The organism is Streptomyces sp. NPDC005202, assembly GCF_040608235.1.
Classification (GTDB): Bacteria; Actinomycetota; Actinomycetes; order Streptomycetales; family Streptomycetaceae; genus Streptomyces.
The window spans coordinates 24,377-40,640 of the sequence record NZ_JBEXHW010000014.1 but is presented as its reverse complement, the minus strand read 5'-3'; the positions used below and the strand labels follow the sequence as shown (position 1 = coordinate 40,640).

Here is a 16,264-nt window from a genome sequence, read left to right as displayed (position 1 = left end):
AGCCCCCAGGACGGTTCGCCAGCCGCTGGCATTCAATCACTTACCGGCAGCCGTGCACGACGCCTTGGCTCCATTGTCCGTCACGCCAGTGACACACTCGGTGCCGATGGCCAAGAATCACCGATCCGAACGATCCCCGACGGACCCCGCATCCCGCCTGGCGCCGGGCGCGGTTCTGGACCGGCTCGCCTCGGGGCCGAGCCGGGCTGCGCGCATCACTCATACGGAGCACTTGCCCCCGCGTGCCGGTCGCCATGCCGTCTGGCCAGACCGGATTCGCTCCGAAGTCATCGCCGCGGTGCAGGCGTGCGGCATCGAGCACCCCTGGGCCCACCAGGCGCGCGCGGCCGAGCACGCCCTGGACGGCGATTCGGTGGTCGTCGCCACGGGCACGGCGTCCGGCAAGTCCCTGGCGTACCTCGTCCCGGTGCTGTCGACGCTGCTGGGCGGCGCCGAGGCAGCGAACGGCCGCGGCGCGACCGCCCTGTACCTGGCCCCCACGAAGGCCCTCGCGGCCGATCAGTGCCGCGCGGTGAAGGAACTTTCACAACCGCTCGGCACCGCCGTGCGCGCCGCGGTGTACGACGGCGACACCCCGGTCGAGGAACGCGAGTGGATCCGCCAGTACGCCAACTACGTCCTCACCAACCCCGACATGCTGCATCGCGGCATCCTGCCCTCGCACCCGCGCTGGTCCTCCTTCCTGCGTGCCCTGAAGTACGTCGTCATCGACGAGTGTCACACCTACCGGGGCGTCTTCGGTTCCCACGTCGCCCAGGTCCTGCGCCGCCTGCGCCGCCTGTGCGCGCGCTACGGCGCCTCGCCCGTCTTCCTGCTGGCCTCGGCGACCGCGGCGGAGCCCTCGGTGGCCGCCCGCCGACTGACCGGCCTGCCGGTGGTGGAGATCGCCGACGACGCCTCGCCCCGCGGTGAACTGGTGTTCGCTCTCTGGGAGCCGCCGCTCACCGAGCTGCAGGGCGAGAAGGGCGCGCCGGTCCGCCGCACCGCCACCGCCGAGACGGCCGACCTGCTGACGGACCTCACCCTGCAGGGCGTGCGCTCGGTCGCCTTCGTACGCTCCCGGCGCGGCGCCGAACTGATCTCGGTGATCGCCCAGGAGCGCCTGGGGGAGTTCGACCGGTCGCTGGCCCGCCGCGTGGCGGCCTACCGCGGTGGCTACCTCCCCGAGGAGCGCCGTGCCCTGGAACGCGCCCTGCACTCCGGCGAGCTCCTGGGCCTCGCCGCGACGACCGCCCTCGAACTCGGCGTCGACGTGTCGGGCCTGGACGCCGTGGTGATCGCCGGTTATCCGGGGACGCGCGCGTCCCTGTGGCAGCAGGCAGGCCGGGCGGGCCGCGCAGGGCAGGGAGCCCTGGCGGTGCTGGTCGCCCGCGACGACCCGCTGGACACCTTCCTCGTCCACCACCCGGAGGCCCTGTTCGACCAGCCGGTGGAATCCACGGTCCTCGACCCGGACAACCCGTACGTCCTCGCCCCGCACCTGTGCGCGGCCGCCGCCGAGCTGCCACTGACCGACGAGGACGTCGAGCTGTTCGGCCCGGCGTGCGAGGAACTGCTCCCCCAACTGGAGGCCGCCAAGCTGCTGCGACGTCGTACGAAGGCCTGGCACTGGACGCGCCGGGAGCGGGCCGCGGATCTGACCGACATCCGCGGCGAGGGCGGACGGCCGGTCCAGATCGTCGAGGCCGGCACCGGGCGGCTGCTCGGCACGGTCGACGCGGGCGCCGCGCACACGACGGTGCACGAGGGCGCGGTCCACCTGCACCAGGGCCGGACGTACCTGGTGCGCTCCCTCGACCTGGACGACTCGGTCGCCCTGGTCGAGGAGGCCAACCCGCCGTACACGACGGTCGCCCGCGACACGACGTCGATCTCCGTCCTGGAGACGGACGTCGAGGTCCCCTGGGGCGACGGCCGCTTGTGCTACGGCTCCGTCGAGGTCACCAACCAGGTGGTCTCCTTCCTGCGTCGGCGTGTCATCACCGGTGAAGTGCTGGGCGAGACGAAACTCGACCTCCCTCCTCGTACGCTGCGGACGCGCGCGGTGTGGTGGACGGTCACCGAGGACCAGTTGGACGAGGCCCGGATCAACCCGGAGATCCTCGGCGGCGCCCTGCACGCCGCCGAGCACGCGTCGATCGGCATGCTGCCCCTGTTCGCCACCTGCGACCGCTGGGACATCGGCGGTGTGTCCATCCCGCTCCACCCCGATACGCTCCTGCCGACGGTCTTCGTCTATGACGGCCACCCGGGCGGCGCGGGCTTCGCGGAGCGCGCCTTCCACACCGCCCGCGCCTGGCTCACCGCCACCCTCCAAGCCATCGCCTCCTGCGAGTGCGACTCAGGCTGCCCGTCCTGCATCCAGTCCCCCAAGTGCGGCAACGGCAACGACCCGCTGCACAAGAGAGGGGCCGTCCGGCTGCTGACCGTGCTGCTGAAGGGGGCACCGGAGGAGAAGGAGTCAAAGGCGTCGAAGGCGTCGACGAAGGCGGAGGGTTAGCCGTCGAAGGGTAGGGCCGGCATCGCCCGGGGTGGGGCCGGCGCACCGGGCTGTCCCGGCCCCGTCGGCGCCGGCACCCCCCACCGACCAGGCCCCGCCGAACCCGCAGGCCCCGCCGAGCCCGCAGTCCCCGGCCCCGCCGAACCCGCAGGCCCCGCCGAACCCGCAGTCCCCGCCGAACCCGCAGTCCCCGCCGAACCCGCAGTCCCCGGCCCCGCCGAACCCGCAGGCCCCGCCGAGCCCGCAGTCCCCGGCCCCGCCGAACCCGCAGGCCCCGCCGAACCCGCAGTCCCCGGCCCCGCCGAACCCGCAGGCCCCGCCGAACCCGCAGTCCCCGGCCCCGCCGAACCCGCAGGCCCCGCAGGCCCCCCTGGTCCGGCCGGCCCCGGCGGGCCCGCCCTCGCCCTGACCTCCGCCGTGAACGGCCCCCGCTCAGACACCGCCGTGACGTCCGAGATCTCGCCCATGATCGCGCACCGGACCAGTCGGGTGCCCTGCGCCCGTGCCACCCGGTCCGCCCGGGCGCAGGCCGCGGCCCCGCCCTCCGCCCAGTGGTCCGCCGCGGCGAGCGCCGCGAGGTCGGCGGCCCCGGCGGCGCGATGCCGGGTCACCACGGCCTGCCCGAGGGCCAGCCCGACGCCGAACACCACGCACAGCACGGCGATCGCCCCGACGCTCCAGACGGTGGCGGAGCCACGGTCCGAGAAGCGGTGTCTCATGGCCCGGCCCACCCAGCTGCGGCGTGTCAGGGCCCCGTGCCCGCAGACGCGGCGTGTCAGGGCCCCGTGCCCGCAGACGCGGCATCCCATGGCGCCGTGCCCACCGGGGCCCCCGGGGAACCGGCACGTCATGACCCCACCCCCACCGTCTCCTCGGCGTCCGCCACGGCCTCCTCCCTCAGTTGGAAGGGCAGCGCGCCCATGCCGGGTGGGTCGGCCACGACGACCACGCGGACGTGTTCCGCGTCCCGGGTCACCATGACCTTTGCGCCGCGCGGGGCCGCCTCACGGGCTACCTCGGTGACCGCGCTGTCCGCGTCCTGGCGGGCGGCGGCCCGGGCGCCCGCCCGCGCCGCGTCCACGCACTGGATCTGGGCGACAACGACCAGCAGTCCCCAGACCAGCGTCGCCACGACCAGCACCAGCACGGGCAGGGCCATGGCCGCCTCCGCCGTCACGAACCCCCTGTCGGCGCCTCGTTCACATCCGCGCACTGAGGGCCCGCTTCACGATGGCCTGCAGTTCCGACTTGACCTGCCCGCTCGTCACCACCTCGTACAGCAGCACGGCGAACGCCACCGCCGCGATGATCCCCATCGCGTACTCGGACGTGACCATCCCCGCGTCGCGGCGCACCAGGGCACGCATCCGCGCCCGTACCTTCCCGTACATCTCAACCCCCGTAAGGTCTCGGTCTGTTGCTCACTCACTGCTCGAACTGCGTCCTTCACGCCCACCTGCCCGTCAGCCACCACCCCCTCGCACCACCCCACCCGCGAGGCCGATGACCACGGGCAGGACGCCGACCGCGACGAAGGCGGGCAGGAAGCACAACCCCACCGGTGCGGTGACCAGGACAGCCGCCCGGCGGGCCCGGGCCGTCGCGCTACGCGCCCGGTCGGCGCGGGCGTCCGCCGCGAGCCGCGCGACCGGCACGGCCGCGGGCAGCCCGGACTCGTCGGCCCGCTCCAGCAGCCGCGCCAGGGCCCCGGCACCCGGTATCGAGGCGAGCCTCCGCCAGGCGTCGGCCGGCTCACCCCCGAGCCGCACCTCCGCCGCTCCCCGCGCCAGTCCTTCCCCGACAGGCCCTGCGAGGGCCTCGCCGACGGCCTGGGCGGCGATCACCGGATCGGCACCGGCGGCGATGCAGGCCGCCAACAGGTCGGCAGCAAGGGGAAGTTGCCGGGCGGCCTCCCCCGCGTCGAACTCCTTTCCCGGACCGCCTGCCGTCGGCCGCCGACGCCACCGCCACAGCCCGGCCGCGCCGACGAGCCCGACCGCGACTCCGGCGAGCCCGCCGACCAGTACCCACCCGGCACCCACCACCCCCACCGCGGGCAGCCACCGCCGCACGGCGTCCCGCGCCTGGAACCGTGGCCCGGAGCCCGCCTTCAGCACCGACTCCGTTTCCAGCAGCGAGGCCAGCCGCCGTCGCACTCTCCGCTCCCGGCGCGCCGCCTCCAGCCACCGCACCAGCAGCCCCAGAAGCAGCGCCGCGCCCATGGCCACCCCCAGCCTGTGGACAACGTCCGCGCTCATGCCGCCTCCGCCCGTCGGACGATCCGCAGGGCCCACCACAGGCCCACGCCTTCCAGCACCCCGCCGATGACCAGGCAGCCCAGGCCCGCTCCGGTGTGCAGCAGCACGTGCAGGGGGTCGGCGCCCATGGCCGTACCGAGGAGGAGGCCCAGGGCCGGCAGGCCCGCGAGCATCACCGCCGTGGCCCGAGCGCCCGCCAACTGCGCGCGGAGATCAGCGCGTTGGTCCCGCTCCGCCCGCAACGCCCCTTCGAGCCGGTCGAGCCCGGCCGCCAGGCCCGCACCCTGGTCCACGGCCACCCGCCAGCAGGCCGCGAGACCCAGCAGCCCCTCGGCGCCCGGTTGCCGTGCGGCCGTGGCGAGCGCGCCGGGCACGTCTCCGCCGAACCGCGCCGCCGCCAGCACCGCCGCCTGCGCGTCCCCGACCCCGGCCAAGTCGCGGGCGGCGCGCAGCAGCGCCTCGCCCGGCTGCCGCCCGGCGCGCACCTCCCCGGCGAGCGCCCCGCACAGGGCGATCACCGCGTCTGCCCGCCGCTCCCGCGCCCCGCGCGCAGCTCGGGCGAGCCGCGTCCGGCGCAGCAGCGGCACCCCGGCCGCCCCCGCGACGACCGGCAGCGCCGAGGCACCCAGCACCGCCAGCACCAGCCCGGCGGCCAGCGCCCACCACTCGGCCCGCAACCGCCCGCGGACCCGCCGCAGTGCACCGACGGCCCGGTCCCACGCGGGCGGCCCGGTGGCCACCACCCCGCCGCCGGCAAGCAGCAGCCGCGCCCGCCGCGCCCCGGTGTGCCGCCCGCCCATCAGCCACACGGCCGCTCCGGCGCACGCCACGGCCGCCCCCATGGACAGCCGGCCCAAGGGCATCTCACCCATTCCGCTCACCACTCCCTGTCCGAGTGCAGTCCGGGTGGAGCAGCCCCCGCAGCCGCTCCCACCCCCGTTCCTCGACGAACGCCTCCGCGCCCCACCGCAGCGCCGACACCGTTCTCACCAGCCCCGACGTCTCCCGCTCCAGCACCCGCACCTCGGCGATCCGCCGCCGCCCGGAACGGTCCCGCACGAGGTGCAGCACCACCGACAGCGCGGCCGCCAGCTGGCTGTGCAGGGCGGCCCGGTCCAGCCCGGCGGCCGTACCGAGCGCCTCCAGGCGGGCCGGGACGTCCGCGGCCGCATTGGCGTGCACGGTGCCGCAGCCGCCCTCGTGGCCCGTGTTGAGCGCGGCCAGCAGATGGACCACTTCGGGGCCGCGCACCTCGCCCACGACCAGCCGGTCCGGCCGCATCCGCAGCGCCTGCCGCACCAGGTCTTCGAGCGTGACGAGGCCCGCGCCCTCCTGGTTGGCGGGTCTGGTCTCCAGGCGAACGACGTGCGGATGGTCGGGCCGCAGCTCCGCGGAGTCCTCGGCGAGCACGATCCGCTCGCCCGGCCCCACCAGCCCCAGCAGTGCGCTGAGCAACGTGGTCTTGCCGCTGCCGGTTCCGCCGCTGATGAGGAAGGACAGCCGCGCCTCCATCAGCGCCCGCAGTACGCGGTCCCCGCCCGGCGGCACCGTGCCCGCCGCCACCAGTTCGTCGAGGGTGAACGCGCGCGGCCGTACGACCCGCAGGGACAGGCAGGTGCAGCCGACGGCGACCGGGGGCAGCACCGCGTGCAGCCGGGTGCCGTCGGGCAGGCGGGCGTCGACCCACGGCCGCGCGTCGTCCAGTCGGCGCCCGGCCACCGCGGCCAGGCGCTGCGCGAGGCGCCGTACGGCCGCCGCGTCGGGGAAGGCGACGGCGGCCCGCTCCAGCCCGCCGCCGCGATCGACCCACACCCGGTCCGGGGCCGACACGAGGACGTCGGTCACCGAGGGGTCGGCGAGCAGCGGCTCCAGCGGGCCGCTGCCGATCAGCTCGGACCGCAACTGCTCGGCCGCCCCGAGCACTTCGGCGTCCCCGAGGACACGGCCCTGCTCCCGCAGTGCCTGCGCCACCCGCGCGGGCGTCGGTTCGGCCCCGCTTTCGGCGAGCCGTTGCCGCACGCCGTCCAGCAACTCCGCGGACATCCCGGGCCCCGTGAGGTGAGCAGCGGCGCCCCTCCCCTGCGAGGGCATGCTCACCGCGGCACCCGGTGTCCGCTGTTCCGCAGCCGTTTTCATGCGGCACCCGCCTCGATCAGCGCACGCTCCCAGAAAGCCGTGCAGAAGCGGGCCAGCGCTCCGCGCGCGGACGCACCGGGCGGCGTCCTGCCCTCACCGGGGCGCAGCAGCGCCGACTCCACGGGCACCTCGCCGGCCAGCGGCAGCCCGAGCAGCCGGGCCACCTCGCGGTCGTCCAGCCCGGGCGCGTACGGCCCCCGTACCGCCACCCGCAGGTCGCGCAGGACCATGCCGACCGCGGAGGCCACCCGCCCGGCGGCCGCGACGGCGCGCAGCTCGGCGGGGACCACGAGGAGGCCGAGGTCGAGCTGGGCGAGGGCCTCGGCGACCCCTTCGTCGATGCGGCGCGGCAGGTCGACCACCACGGCGCCGCCGCGCCGTCGGGCGGCGGCCAGCACCGCCCGGACGGCCTGGGGCGGGATCGCGACGCAGTCGCCGCGGTCCCAGCTGAGTACCCGCAGCGAGTGCAGCTCGGGCAGAGACTCCTCCAGGGCGCCGCCGCCGACCCTCCCGCGCGAGGCCGCGAACGCCGGCCAGCGCAGCCCCTCGGCAGCTTCCCCGCCGAGCAGCACGTCGAGTCCGCCGCCGAGCGGATCGGCGTCCACCAGCAGGGTGCGCAGGCCTTCGCGCGCGGAGGTGACCGCGAGCGCGCAGGCCAGCGTGGACGCCCCGGCCCCGCCGCGGCCGCCGATGACGCCCACGGTGAGCGCGGGCCGGCCGACGCCCTCGGCGACGTCGGCGATGCGGTCGACCAGCCACTGCTCTCCGTCGGGCAGCACGAGCACGTGGTCGGCGCCGATCTCGACGGCGCGCCGCCAGACTCCGGAGTCGTCCTGGTCGCGGCCGACCAGCACCACTCCCCGCCTGCGCGCGGCCCCGCGTACGCGCCGCGCGGCGTCGTCGCCGACCAGTACGAGCGGCGCGGCCTCCCAGGTGCCTCTGCGCTCGGGCACCCCGTGGTGGACCTCGGGTGTGGCGCCGGCCGCCGCGCACAGGCGCAGCAGGTCGTCGAGGAGCTCGGCGTCCTCCGTGACGATCAGCGGTCTGCCCTGCCGTCCTGAGGCGGCGGGCGGCGGATCGTGCGTGACGGTTCCGGCCATGGAGGCGTCCCCCTTCGCTGCATCTCTCGCGCAGCCACTGCGGCCCCGCGAATCCCAAACATGTGAAGAACCGGCAACCGGTCTTCATATGGACGGCCGATACGAACCGGCCACACGCGCCCGGCAAACGGGAGCCGGCCATGAACTCGCCGCGAGCGGGACGCACTGGAATCACGGTGCAGCGATCCGGGAAATCGTGTGGATCTTGGTCGATAACTGTGGACAACTCAGCGGTTGTGAATATCACCGTCACCCATACCGGTGACCCCTGTACTGGTTCCCGTGCGACTTCCGCAGAGCAGTCTCACGACTACAGAACGTGACGGATCACGGGCATGGCACGGGCAGGCCTGCAGCCGCCACTGCACGGGCCCGGCAACCGCGTACACAAAGGGAGAAACCCACCCGGACATGCGACGACCCCCGCCGGGGGGGAGAGCGGGGGTCGTCTCCACGGCCGACTCGGGGGGGGAGGAGTCGGACCGGGTTAGCACGGTCGCGAACGATCCGTGACTTCCATGGTGTACCCGAGAGCCCTCTCAGGCAAACCCACGCGCCCACCTTACGCCGAATGGGCTGCCCCTATGCTCTGGGTCGTGGAAAACCACCCCTTGCCCCGCACAGCGGCCTTCTTTGATCTGGACAAGACGGTCATTGCGAAGTCGAGCACGCTCACCTTCAGCAAGTCGTTCTACCAAGGCGGGCTGATCAACCGCAGGGCTGTCTTGCGTACCGCATACGCCCAGTTCGTCTTCCTCGCCGGCGGCGCCGACCACGACCAGATGGAGCGCATGCGCGAGTACTTGTCCGCACTGTGCCGCGGCTGGAACGTGCAGCAGGTCAAGGAGATCGTCGCCGAGACGCTGCACGACCTGATCGACCCGATCATCTACGACGAGGCCGCGTCCCTCATCGAGGAGCACCACACCACCGGGCGCGACGTGGTCATCGTGTCCACGTCGGGCGCCGAGGTGGTCGAGCCGATCGGTGAACTGCTCGGCGCCGACCGGGTGGTGGCCACCCGCATGGTGGTGGGCGAGGACGGCTGCTTCACCGGCGAGGTGGAGTACTACGCCTACGGCCCGACCAAGGCGGAGGCGATCAGGGAGCTGGCCGAGTCCGAGGGGTACGACCTCGCCCGCTGCTACGCCTACAGCGACTCGGTGACCGATCTGCCGATGCTGGAGTCGGTCGGCCATCCGCATGCCGTCAACCCGGATCGCGCGCTGCGCCGGGAAGCACTCGCGCGCGGGTGGCCGATTCTCGACTTCAACCGGCCGGTGCGGCTCAAGCAGCGGCTGCCCACGTTCTCCGTACCGCCCCGTCCGGCCCTCGTCGCGGCCGCGGCGATAGGGGCGGCCGCGGCCACCGCGGGGCTCGTCTGGTACGCGAGCCGGCGGCGGACCACGGTCGCCTGACGTGCGCTTGCGCCGCCCGTAAGCCTTGTTCGGCATTCCGACGCCCGTTTAGCACCTGTTTGAACCTAAAAGTAAAGAAGCGCAGCTAAGGGTTCCACTTGCTCCCTGCTTGCAGTACAAAGGACTCAACGGCCCGCGCGACCGAAGGACATCCGAGAGGATCACCTTTAAAACGCATTTGGCCCCACGGACCGAGCATGAACACCGGGCACCCACGCGACGTCGACCCGTCGATTACGGGCCAGCCGCACCAGGTGACGGGCAAAGATCCCGACCTGATGGGTGAATATCGAGGACGCATGGTAACCCGGTGAACATGCCAGCGGCGGTACGAGAACTCGTACCGCCGCAACCCTGTTTCAGGGCCCCAACGTGGGGCCTGCATACAGCGACACCCCACGCGCGCGTGCGTTACGCCGCCCCGCGCTGCAGCGCCTCGCACACGGCCGTCGACTCGCGCACACCCAGTTCGACCGCCCGGCCGCAGTGGGCGATCCAGGCGGCCATGCCCTCCGGGGTGCCGGAGACGTAGCCGTCGAGGGCCGCCAGGTAGGCCGCGCGGCCCAGTTCGGCGTGGCCGACCTCGGCCGGGCAGACCGACTTCGGGTCGAGGCCGCTGCCTACCAGAACGATGCGCTCGGCCGCGCGCGCGACCAGACCGTTGTGGGAGACGAACGGGCGCAGCGCCAGGAGTTCGCCGTGCACGACGGCCGCCGTCACCAGGGCGGGCGCGGAGCTGCCCGCGATGATCAGCTCCGACAGGCCCTCCAGGCGCCCGGAGACCTCGGCCGCGCTCGGCAGCGGCAGCTCGATCAGCGGCTCGTCGACGCCCTCCCCCTCCTGGCGCGGCCGCCCGACCGTGTCCTTCTTGCTCGCGGCGGCCACCAGGTGCAGCCGGGCCAGGACCCGAAGCGGCGACTGCCGCCAGATGGACAGCAGTTGGCCGGCCTCGGCCGTCAGCCTCAGGGCCGCGCCCATGACGCGCGCCTCGTCATCGCCGCTGAAGTCGGTGCGTCGGCGCACCTCCTCCAGGGCCCAGTCCGCGCCGGACAGCGCCGCGGAACCGCGCGCACCGCGCAGCGCCGCCTCGGAGGTGATCTCGTTGCTCCGGCGCCGCATGATCCGGTGCCCGTAGACCCGGTCCACGGCCTTGCGCACGGACTCCACGGACTCGGCCACACCGGGCAGGGAGCCCAGGGCCGCGAGCGGATCGGCGGTCGCGCCTGTCGTACTCATGAGTACGACCCTACGCACCCGGGCGCCCCACCCCACGATGGAGTGGTCTTCTTCACGCGCCTGTCACAGAACGCTACGGCGGCACTACGCTTTGTGAACATGAAAATTGCTTTCGTCGGGAAGGGCGGCAGCGGCAAGACCACTCTGTCCTCCCTGTTCGTCCGCCATCTCGCGGCCGCCGGTGCACCCGTCGTCGCGGTCGACGCCGACATCAACCAGCACCTGGGGGCCGCGCTCGGCCTCGAGGAGGCGGAGGCCGCAGCGCTGCCCGCGATGGGCGACCGGCTGCCGCTGATCAAGAACTGTCTGCGCGGCACCAACCCGCGCATCACATCCGCCGAGACCATGATCAAGACCACCCCGCCCGGCGAGGGATCGCGGCTGCTGCGCGTGCGCGAGGACAACCCGGTGTACGACGCCTGCGCGCGGCCGGTGGAACTCGACGGCGGCGCCGTCCGTTTGATGGTCACCGGCCCCTTCACGGACGCCGACCTGGGGGTCGCCTGTTACCACTCCAAAACAGGAGCGGTGGAGCTGTTCCTGAACCACCTGGTGGACGGCCGCGGCGAGTACGTCGTGGTCGACATGACGGCGGGTTCGGACTCCTTCGCCTCCGGCATGTTCACCCGCTTCGACATCACATTCCTCGTGGCCGAGCCGAGCCGGAAGGGGGTCTCCGTCTATCGCCAGTACAAGGAGTACGCCCGCGACTTCGGCGTCGTCCTGAGGGTCGTCGGCAACAAGGTGCAGGGCCAGGACGACCTCGACTTCCTCCGCGCCGAGGTCGGGGAGGACCTGCTCGTGACCGTCGGGCACTCGGACTGGGTGCGCGCCATGGAGAAGGGCCGGCCGCCCCGGTTCGAGCTCCTGGAGGACGTCAACCGCAGCGCCCTGCGCACGCTCCAGATCGCCGCCGACGCGACCTACGAACTGCGCGACTGGGCGCGCTACACCCGCCAGATGGTGCACTTCCACCTGAAGAACGCGAGTTCGTGGGGGAACGAGCGCACCGGGGCCGACCTGGCGGCGCAGATCGACCCCGACTTCGTCCTCGGCGAGGGCGTCACGGCCCCCGCCTGACGAGGGCGTCGCCGCCCCCGTCCGACGACCGCTACTGCCCGGGCGCCCCGGGCACGCCCTTGGGAGCCGGGGCGGGGCCGCCCGACAGGAAGGACGCCCAGCCCTGCCGCGGGGCCTCGCCGACCTTCAGGCTGCGCAGCTTCTTGAGGGTCTGCGGGTCCTGGGCGTCCAGCCAGTCGGCCAGCTGCCGGAAGGAGACGCAGCGCACCTCGGGCTTGTTGCACACCTCCTTCACGACCTCGTCGATGGCACGCATGTAGGTGCCACCGTTCCAGGACTCGAAGTGGTTGCCGATGACCAGAGGCGCGCGGTTGCCGTCGTAGGCCCGGTAGAAGCCCTTGAGCAGGCCGTCCCGCATCTGGTCGCCCCAGTAGTCGTACTTGTCGGGGTCGCCCTGGGTCAGGGTGCCGGACTGGTTGACCATGAAGTTGTAGTCCATGGTGAGCTGCTCGTAGGTGTGCCCCGGGAAGGGCACCAGCTGCATCGAAAGGTCCCACAGGCCGTACCGCTTCCTGGGCCACACCTGGTTGTTGACACCGCTGGTGTCGTAGCGGAAGCCCAGCTGACTCGCGGCCTTCATGAAGTTCTTCTGGCCCTCGAGGCAGGGTGTGCGCGCGCCGATGAGCTCCTTTTGGTAGTCGAAGGGCAGCGGAGCCGCCTTCGTCATGCCGGTGTTGGTCTTCCAGGTCTTCACGAACTGCTTGGCCTGGGCGATCTCGCTCTTCCACTCCTCCACCGACCACTGACCGACCCCGCCCTCGTTGCCGCAGAAGTGGCCGTTGAAGTGGGTGCCGATCTCGTTGCCCTCCAGCCACGCCAGGCGCATCTGCTTGACGGTGTCGGCAATGCCCTTCTCGTCGTTGAAGCCGATTTCGGAGCTGCCCGGCGCGTGCTGCGGCGGCCTGTACAGGCCGCGCTTCTCCTCCGGCAGCATGTACACACCGCTGAGGAAGTAAGTCATCGTCGCGTGGTTGGCCTTGGACACCTTGCGGAAGTGGGAGAACAGCTTCTGGCTGTCCTCGCCCGCGCCGTCCCAGGAGAACACGACGAACTGCGGCGGCCTTTCACCGGACTTGAGCCGCTCAGGTCTGGGCAGGTGCGGCTGCGCTCCGGTGTACGCGGTGGAGCCGTCGCCGATCAGGCGAACCGCGCTCCCGGGCGCCTGCGCACCCTTCTGCGGGCCCTGCGCCCCTTGTTGGGAACCGTCGGTGCCGCTCGCGCAACCGGCGAGCGACGAGGCACAGGCCGCGGCGATCACAGCGCCCGCGGCGATCCTCTGGTTGGCGGCCATGTTCCGCCCACCTTCTTCCTTCTCTCGTCCAACGCCGAGACGGCGTGTGCTGGTGATGTGCCGGACATACCGACAGCGCCGCCAAGGTCGCACGGGGCCGAGGAGGAATTAATACGACAAGCCGATAAAAAGCTCACTTCACTCATCGGAGTGATTTACTGACCCATTTGCTCCGAAAATTCGTGTATAGCCTTTACTTCGCATTACGATCGCTTTACTGAGCGTTGATCCAGTTGATCCATCCCGCCGCTGCACGCCGTGCCCCACGGCCGCGACCCGACCCCCGCACTCTGCGGGGACCACCAGTTCCGCGACCGCGCCGCCCCGGAGGAGACGGGAAACATGTCAGCCTGCGTCCCCACCCGCACCGCCGACTCTGCTCGAGGCAAGAACCCCCACCAGCCGCACAGCCCGCCACCGACCCCGCACCGCCGCTTCCGGATCGAGGGTGCAGATCTGTCGGCCTCGATCGCGGTCTTCCTGATCGCCCTGCCCCTGTCCCTCGGCATCGCGCTCGCCACCGGCGCCCCGCTCCAGGCCGGCCTCGTCGCCGCCGCCGTGGGCGGACTCGTCGCCGGACGGCTCGGCGGCTCCCCGCTCCAGGTCAGCGGCCCGGCCGCCGGACTCACGGTCGTCACCGCCGACCTGATCCACCGCTACGGATGGCGTACGACGTGCGCCGTCACCGTCCTCGCCGGACTCGCCCAACTCGGCCTGGGCTGCCTGCGCGTGGCGCGCACCGCGCTCGCCGTCAGCCCCGCCGTGGTGCACGGCGTGCTGGCCGGCATCGGCGGCACCATCGCCGTCACCCAGCTGCACATCGTCCTCGGTGGCAGCCCGCAGAGTTCCGTCATCGGCAACCTCCGTGCGCTGCCTGCTCAGTTGGCCGGACTGCACCCCGCCGCTGTGTCCGTGAGCACGCTGACCCTGGCCCTGCTGCTGCTCTGGCCGCGACTCCCCGGGCGGGCGGGCCGTGTCCTGCGCAGAGTGCCGGCGCCACTCGTGGCCGTCGCCGGGGCGACCGCGACCGCCTCGCTCGCCGGGCTCACCCTGCCCCGGGTCGATCTGCCGTCCTGGCGCAGCCACACCTTGGCCGGTCTGCCCGAGGGTCCGGTACTGGGCATCGGCGCCGCCGTTCTCACCACCACGCTGGTCTGCAGCGTGCAGTCGCTGCTCGGCGCCGTCGCCATGGACAGGCTGGCCGCCGACCGCCCCGGACCGGCCGCCCCCGCCGGACGCTCCGACCTGGACCGCGAACTGCTCGGTCAGGGCGCCGCCAACGTCGTCTCCGGTGCACTCGGCGGGCTGCCGGTCGCGGGGGTGGCCGTACGCAGTTCCGCGAATGTGCGCGCAGGTGCCGTCAGCCGGAACTCCACGATGCTGCACGGCGTTTTCGTAGTAGTCGCCGCGCTGCTGATGGTCCCGATCCTGGAGCTCATCCCGCTCGCCTCGCTCGCCGCCCTGGTGATGGCCGTCGGCATCCAGATGGTGTCCCTGCACCACATCCGCACGGTGACGCGCCACCGAGAGGTGCTGGTGTACGCCGTCACCACCCTCGGCGTGGTGTTGCTCGGCGTCCTGGAGGGCGTGGCGCTGGGGGTCGCCGTGGCAGTCGCCGTCGCTCTGAACCGCCTTGCCCACACCCGCATCACGCACAAAGAGAAGGAAGGAGTCCATCACGTACATGTACGAGGACAGTTGACGTTCCTCGCGGTGCCGCGGCTCAGCCGGGCCCTGCATCTCGTACCCCAAGGTGCCGACACGGTCGTTGAGTTGGACGGCTCGTTCATGGACCACGCGGCATACGAGTCACTGCAGGACTGGCAGCGGACGCACACCGCGCAGGGCGGCTCCGTAAAGCTGACCGGCCGCCGTGCCGGGGTCCGCATCGCCGAACCGGCCGGTTCCGCCGGATGCCGCTGCCGGCCCTGGACGCCCTGGCGCAACCACCAGTGCGGGGGCCCACGGACGGCGCCGGCGCCCGGCGGCCACCCGGACACCTGCGGGCCCACCGACTCCGGTCCCAGCAGGCAGCAACTGACACGCGGCATCAGCGCGTTCCAGCGCAACACCGCACCGCTCGTGCGAGGCGAGCTCGCTCGGCTGGCGCGGGAGGGGCAGCAGCCGTCCCAGCTCTTCCTCACCTGCGCCGACTCGCGGTTGGTCACGTCGATGATCACCTCCAGTGGTCCCGGCGACCTCTTCGTCGTGCGGAACGTGGGCAACTTCGTGCCGCCGCCCGGCGAGGATGGCGACGAGTCGGTGGCAGCCGCCATCGAATACGCGGTGGACGTGCTCCAGGTGCGGTCCGTGACAGTGTGCGGGCACTCCGGGTGCGGGGCGATGCAGGCACTGCTCAATTCCGGGAGCGTGGGCACCAGGACGCCGCTCGAGCGGTGGCTGCGGCACGGGCGTCCCAGCCTGGAGCGGATGGCCGGCGACAGCCGCACCTGGCCCCGGTTGGCCGGGCGGCGGCCCGCCGACACGGTCGAGCAGCTCTGCCTGACCAACGTCGTCCAGCAGCTGGAGCACCTGCACGCCCACGGCTCGGTGGCCCGAGCCCTGCGGGAGGGGACGCTGGAGCTGCACGGGATGTACTTCCACGTGGGCGAAGCACAGGCGTACCTGCTCACAGGGGCGGCCGGAGACGAGGTGTTCACCGACGTGGGAGCGACGGAGGACCTGCACAGCCCAGCCTGAACGTCCTCCTGCGCCTCCGACGCCCCGCCGAGCCCTGCACCCGCGGGGCTCGGGCACGAGCGCAGACACGGGCAGCGTGCCGACCACGGGACTCGGGCACGGACACGGGCACGAGCAGCGTGCCGACCACGGGACTCGGGCCCGGACACGGGCACGAGCAGCGTGCCGACCACGGGACTCGGGCCCGGACACGGGCACGAGCAGCGAGCCGACCACGGGACTCGGGCACGGACACGGGCACGAGCACGAGCACAGACACTGGCTCGGGCCCGGGCACAAGCAGCGTGCCGGCCGCCGCCTCCGCCCGGGCGACACGCCCGCGCGCGCAAAGCCGGCCGGACTCGTCCGAAGCCATGCTGAACTTGGGCGCCCCGGCTTCCGTGAGAATGGATGACCCCCGACCACCGAAGCCGACGCGTACGCAGCTCACGGGCCCGTACGACTCGGGAGCTGCCGCGCAAAGGATCCACCAACAGGTCTAAACCAATTTCCCGTCGACCCTTGTCATCGGCCCCCCGGGTCTG

Annotated in this window: 12 protein-coding genes and 1 pseudogene; 4 read left to right on the top strand and 9 right to left on the bottom strand. The window is 72.8% G+C overall.

All coding sequences use genetic code 11. The features are described from left to right. The first annotated feature begins 25 nt into the window (after positions 1-25). The gene (locus ABZV31_RS21155; protein WP_355896200.1) at positions 26-2,521 is read left to right on the top strand and encodes a DEAD/DEAH box helicase; all 2,496 of its coding nucleotides are present in this window, start codon (positions 26-28) and stop codon (positions 2,519-2,521) included. Between the two features lie 380 nt (positions 2,522-2,901). Here the strand turns inward: ABZV31_RS21155 and ABZV31_RS21150 are convergent. From ABZV31_RS21150 to ssd, 7 genes and pseudogenes are all read right to left on the bottom strand, one after another. Then, a pseudogene (locus ABZV31_RS21150) lies at positions 2,902-3,240 on the bottom strand (Rv3654c family TadE-like protein); the annotation flags it as partial. A 128-nt stretch (positions 3,241-3,368) separates the two neighbouring features. Next, a complete protein-coding gene (locus ABZV31_RS21145) occupies positions 3,369-3,734 on the bottom strand; it encodes a TadE family type IV pilus minor pilin (RefSeq protein WP_355895957.1) in 366 nt (121 codons plus the stop codon). Further along, entirely contained in the window at positions 3,721-3,912 is a 192-nt protein-coding gene (locus ABZV31_RS21140; RefSeq protein WP_355895954.1) for a DUF4244 domain-containing protein, read from the bottom strand. The genes ABZV31_RS21145 and ABZV31_RS21140 overlap by 14 nt, the downstream gene beginning before the upstream one ends. A gap of 72 nt (positions 3,913-3,984) precedes the next feature. Next, the gene (locus ABZV31_RS21135) at positions 3,985-4,779 is read right to left on the bottom strand and encodes a type II secretion system F family protein (RefSeq protein WP_355895951.1); all 795 of its coding nucleotides are present in this window, start codon (positions 4,777-4,779) and stop codon (positions 3,985-3,987) included. After that, positions 4,776-5,651: a type II secretion system F family protein gene (locus ABZV31_RS21130; RefSeq protein WP_355895948.1), complete on the bottom strand. Its 876-nt coding sequence runs from the start codon at positions 5,649-5,651 to the stop codon at positions 4,776-4,778. Before ABZV31_RS21130 ends, ABZV31_RS21135 begins: the two co-directional genes overlap by 4 nt. Continuing rightward, positions 5,644-6,822: a TadA family conjugal transfer-associated ATPase gene (locus tag ABZV31_RS21125; RefSeq protein WP_355895946.1), complete on the bottom strand. Its 1,179-nt coding sequence runs from the start codon at positions 6,820-6,822 to the stop codon at positions 5,644-5,646. The genes ABZV31_RS21130 and ABZV31_RS21125 overlap by 8 nt, the downstream gene beginning before the upstream one ends. Before the next feature lie 89 nt (positions 6,823-6,911). Then, positions 6,912-8,015 (bottom strand): septum site-determining protein Ssd, encoded by a 1,104-nt coding sequence (gene ssd / locus ABZV31_RS21120; protein WP_355895943.1) that lies wholly within the window; start codon positions 8,013-8,015, stop codon positions 6,912-6,914. 584 nt (positions 8,016-8,599) lie between these two features. On the opposite strand from ssd, the gene ABZV31_RS21115 reads away from it, so the two are divergent. Then, a complete protein-coding gene (locus tag ABZV31_RS21115; RefSeq protein WP_355895941.1) occupies positions 8,600-9,433 on the top strand; it encodes an HAD-IB family hydrolase in 834 nt (277 codons plus the stop codon). 411 nt (positions 9,434-9,844) lie between these two features. Here ABZV31_RS21115 and ABZV31_RS21110 read toward each other — a convergent pair whose 3' ends face one another. After that, positions 9,845-10,669: an oxidoreductase gene (locus tag ABZV31_RS21110; RefSeq protein ID WP_355895938.1), complete on the bottom strand. Its 825-nt coding sequence runs from the start codon at positions 10,667-10,669 to the stop codon at positions 9,845-9,847. 99 nt (positions 10,670-10,768) lie between these two features. On the opposite strand from ABZV31_RS21110, the gene ABZV31_RS21105 reads away from it, so the two are divergent. Further along, the gene (locus ABZV31_RS21105; RefSeq protein ID WP_355895935.1) at positions 10,769-11,749 is read left to right on the top strand and encodes an ATP-binding protein; all 981 of its coding nucleotides are present in this window, start codon (positions 10,769-10,771) and stop codon (positions 11,747-11,749) included. Positions 11,750-11,780: 31 nt separating this feature from the next. Here the strand turns inward: ABZV31_RS21105 and ABZV31_RS21100 are convergent, their stop codons facing one another. Beyond that, entirely contained in the window at positions 11,781-13,040 is a 1,260-nt protein-coding gene (locus ABZV31_RS21100) for a hypothetical protein (protein ID WP_355895932.1), read from the bottom strand. 342 nt (positions 13,041-13,382) lie between these two features. Here ABZV31_RS21100 and ABZV31_RS21095 point away from each other — a divergent pair, with 342 nt between their 5' ends. Next, positions 13,383-15,740, top strand: a complete 2,358-nt coding sequence (locus ABZV31_RS21095; protein WP_355895929.1) for a SulP family inorganic anion transporter — start codon at positions 13,383-13,385, stop codon at positions 15,738-15,740. Positions 15,741-16,264 lie beyond the last annotated feature (524 nt).

Coding starts and splice junctions, on each gene's coding strand:
- ABZV31_RS21140 (WP_355895954.1), bottom strand. CDS start 3,912: ATGTACGGGAAGGTACGGGCGCGGATGCGTGCCCTGGTGCGCCGCGAC.
- ABZV31_RS21135 (WP_355895951.1), bottom strand. CDS start 4,779: ATGAGCGCGGACGTTGTCCACAGGCTGGGGGTGGCCATGGGCGCGGCG.
- ABZV31_RS21130 (WP_355895948.1), bottom strand. CDS start 5,651: ATGGGTGAGATGCCCTTGGGCCGGCTGTCCATGGGGGCGGCCGTGGCG.
- ABZV31_RS21125 (WP_355895946.1), bottom strand. CDS start 6,822: ATGTCCGCGGAGTTGCTGGACGGCGTGCGGCAACGGCTCGCCGAAAGC.
- ssd (WP_355895943.1), bottom strand. CDS start 8,015: ATGGCCGGAACCGTCACGCACGATCCGCCGCCCGCCGCCTCAGGACGG.
- ABZV31_RS21115 (WP_355895941.1), top strand. CDS start 8,600: ATGCTCTGGGTCGTGGAAAACCACCCCTTGCCCCGCACAGCGGCCTTC.
- ABZV31_RS21110 (WP_355895938.1), bottom strand. CDS start 10,669: ATGAGTACGACAGGCGCGACCGCCGATCCGCTCGCGGCCCTGGGCTCC.
- ABZV31_RS21105 (WP_355895935.1), top strand. CDS start 10,769: ATGAAAATTGCTTTCGTCGGGAAGGGCGGCAGCGGCAAGACCACTCTG.
- ABZV31_RS21100 (WP_355895932.1), bottom strand. CDS start 13,040: ATGGCCGCCAACCAGAGGATCGCCGCGGGCGCTGTGATCGCCGCGGCC.
- ABZV31_RS21095 (WP_355895929.1), top strand. CDS start 13,383: ATGTCAGCCTGCGTCCCCACCCGCACCGCCGACTCTGCTCGAGGCAAG.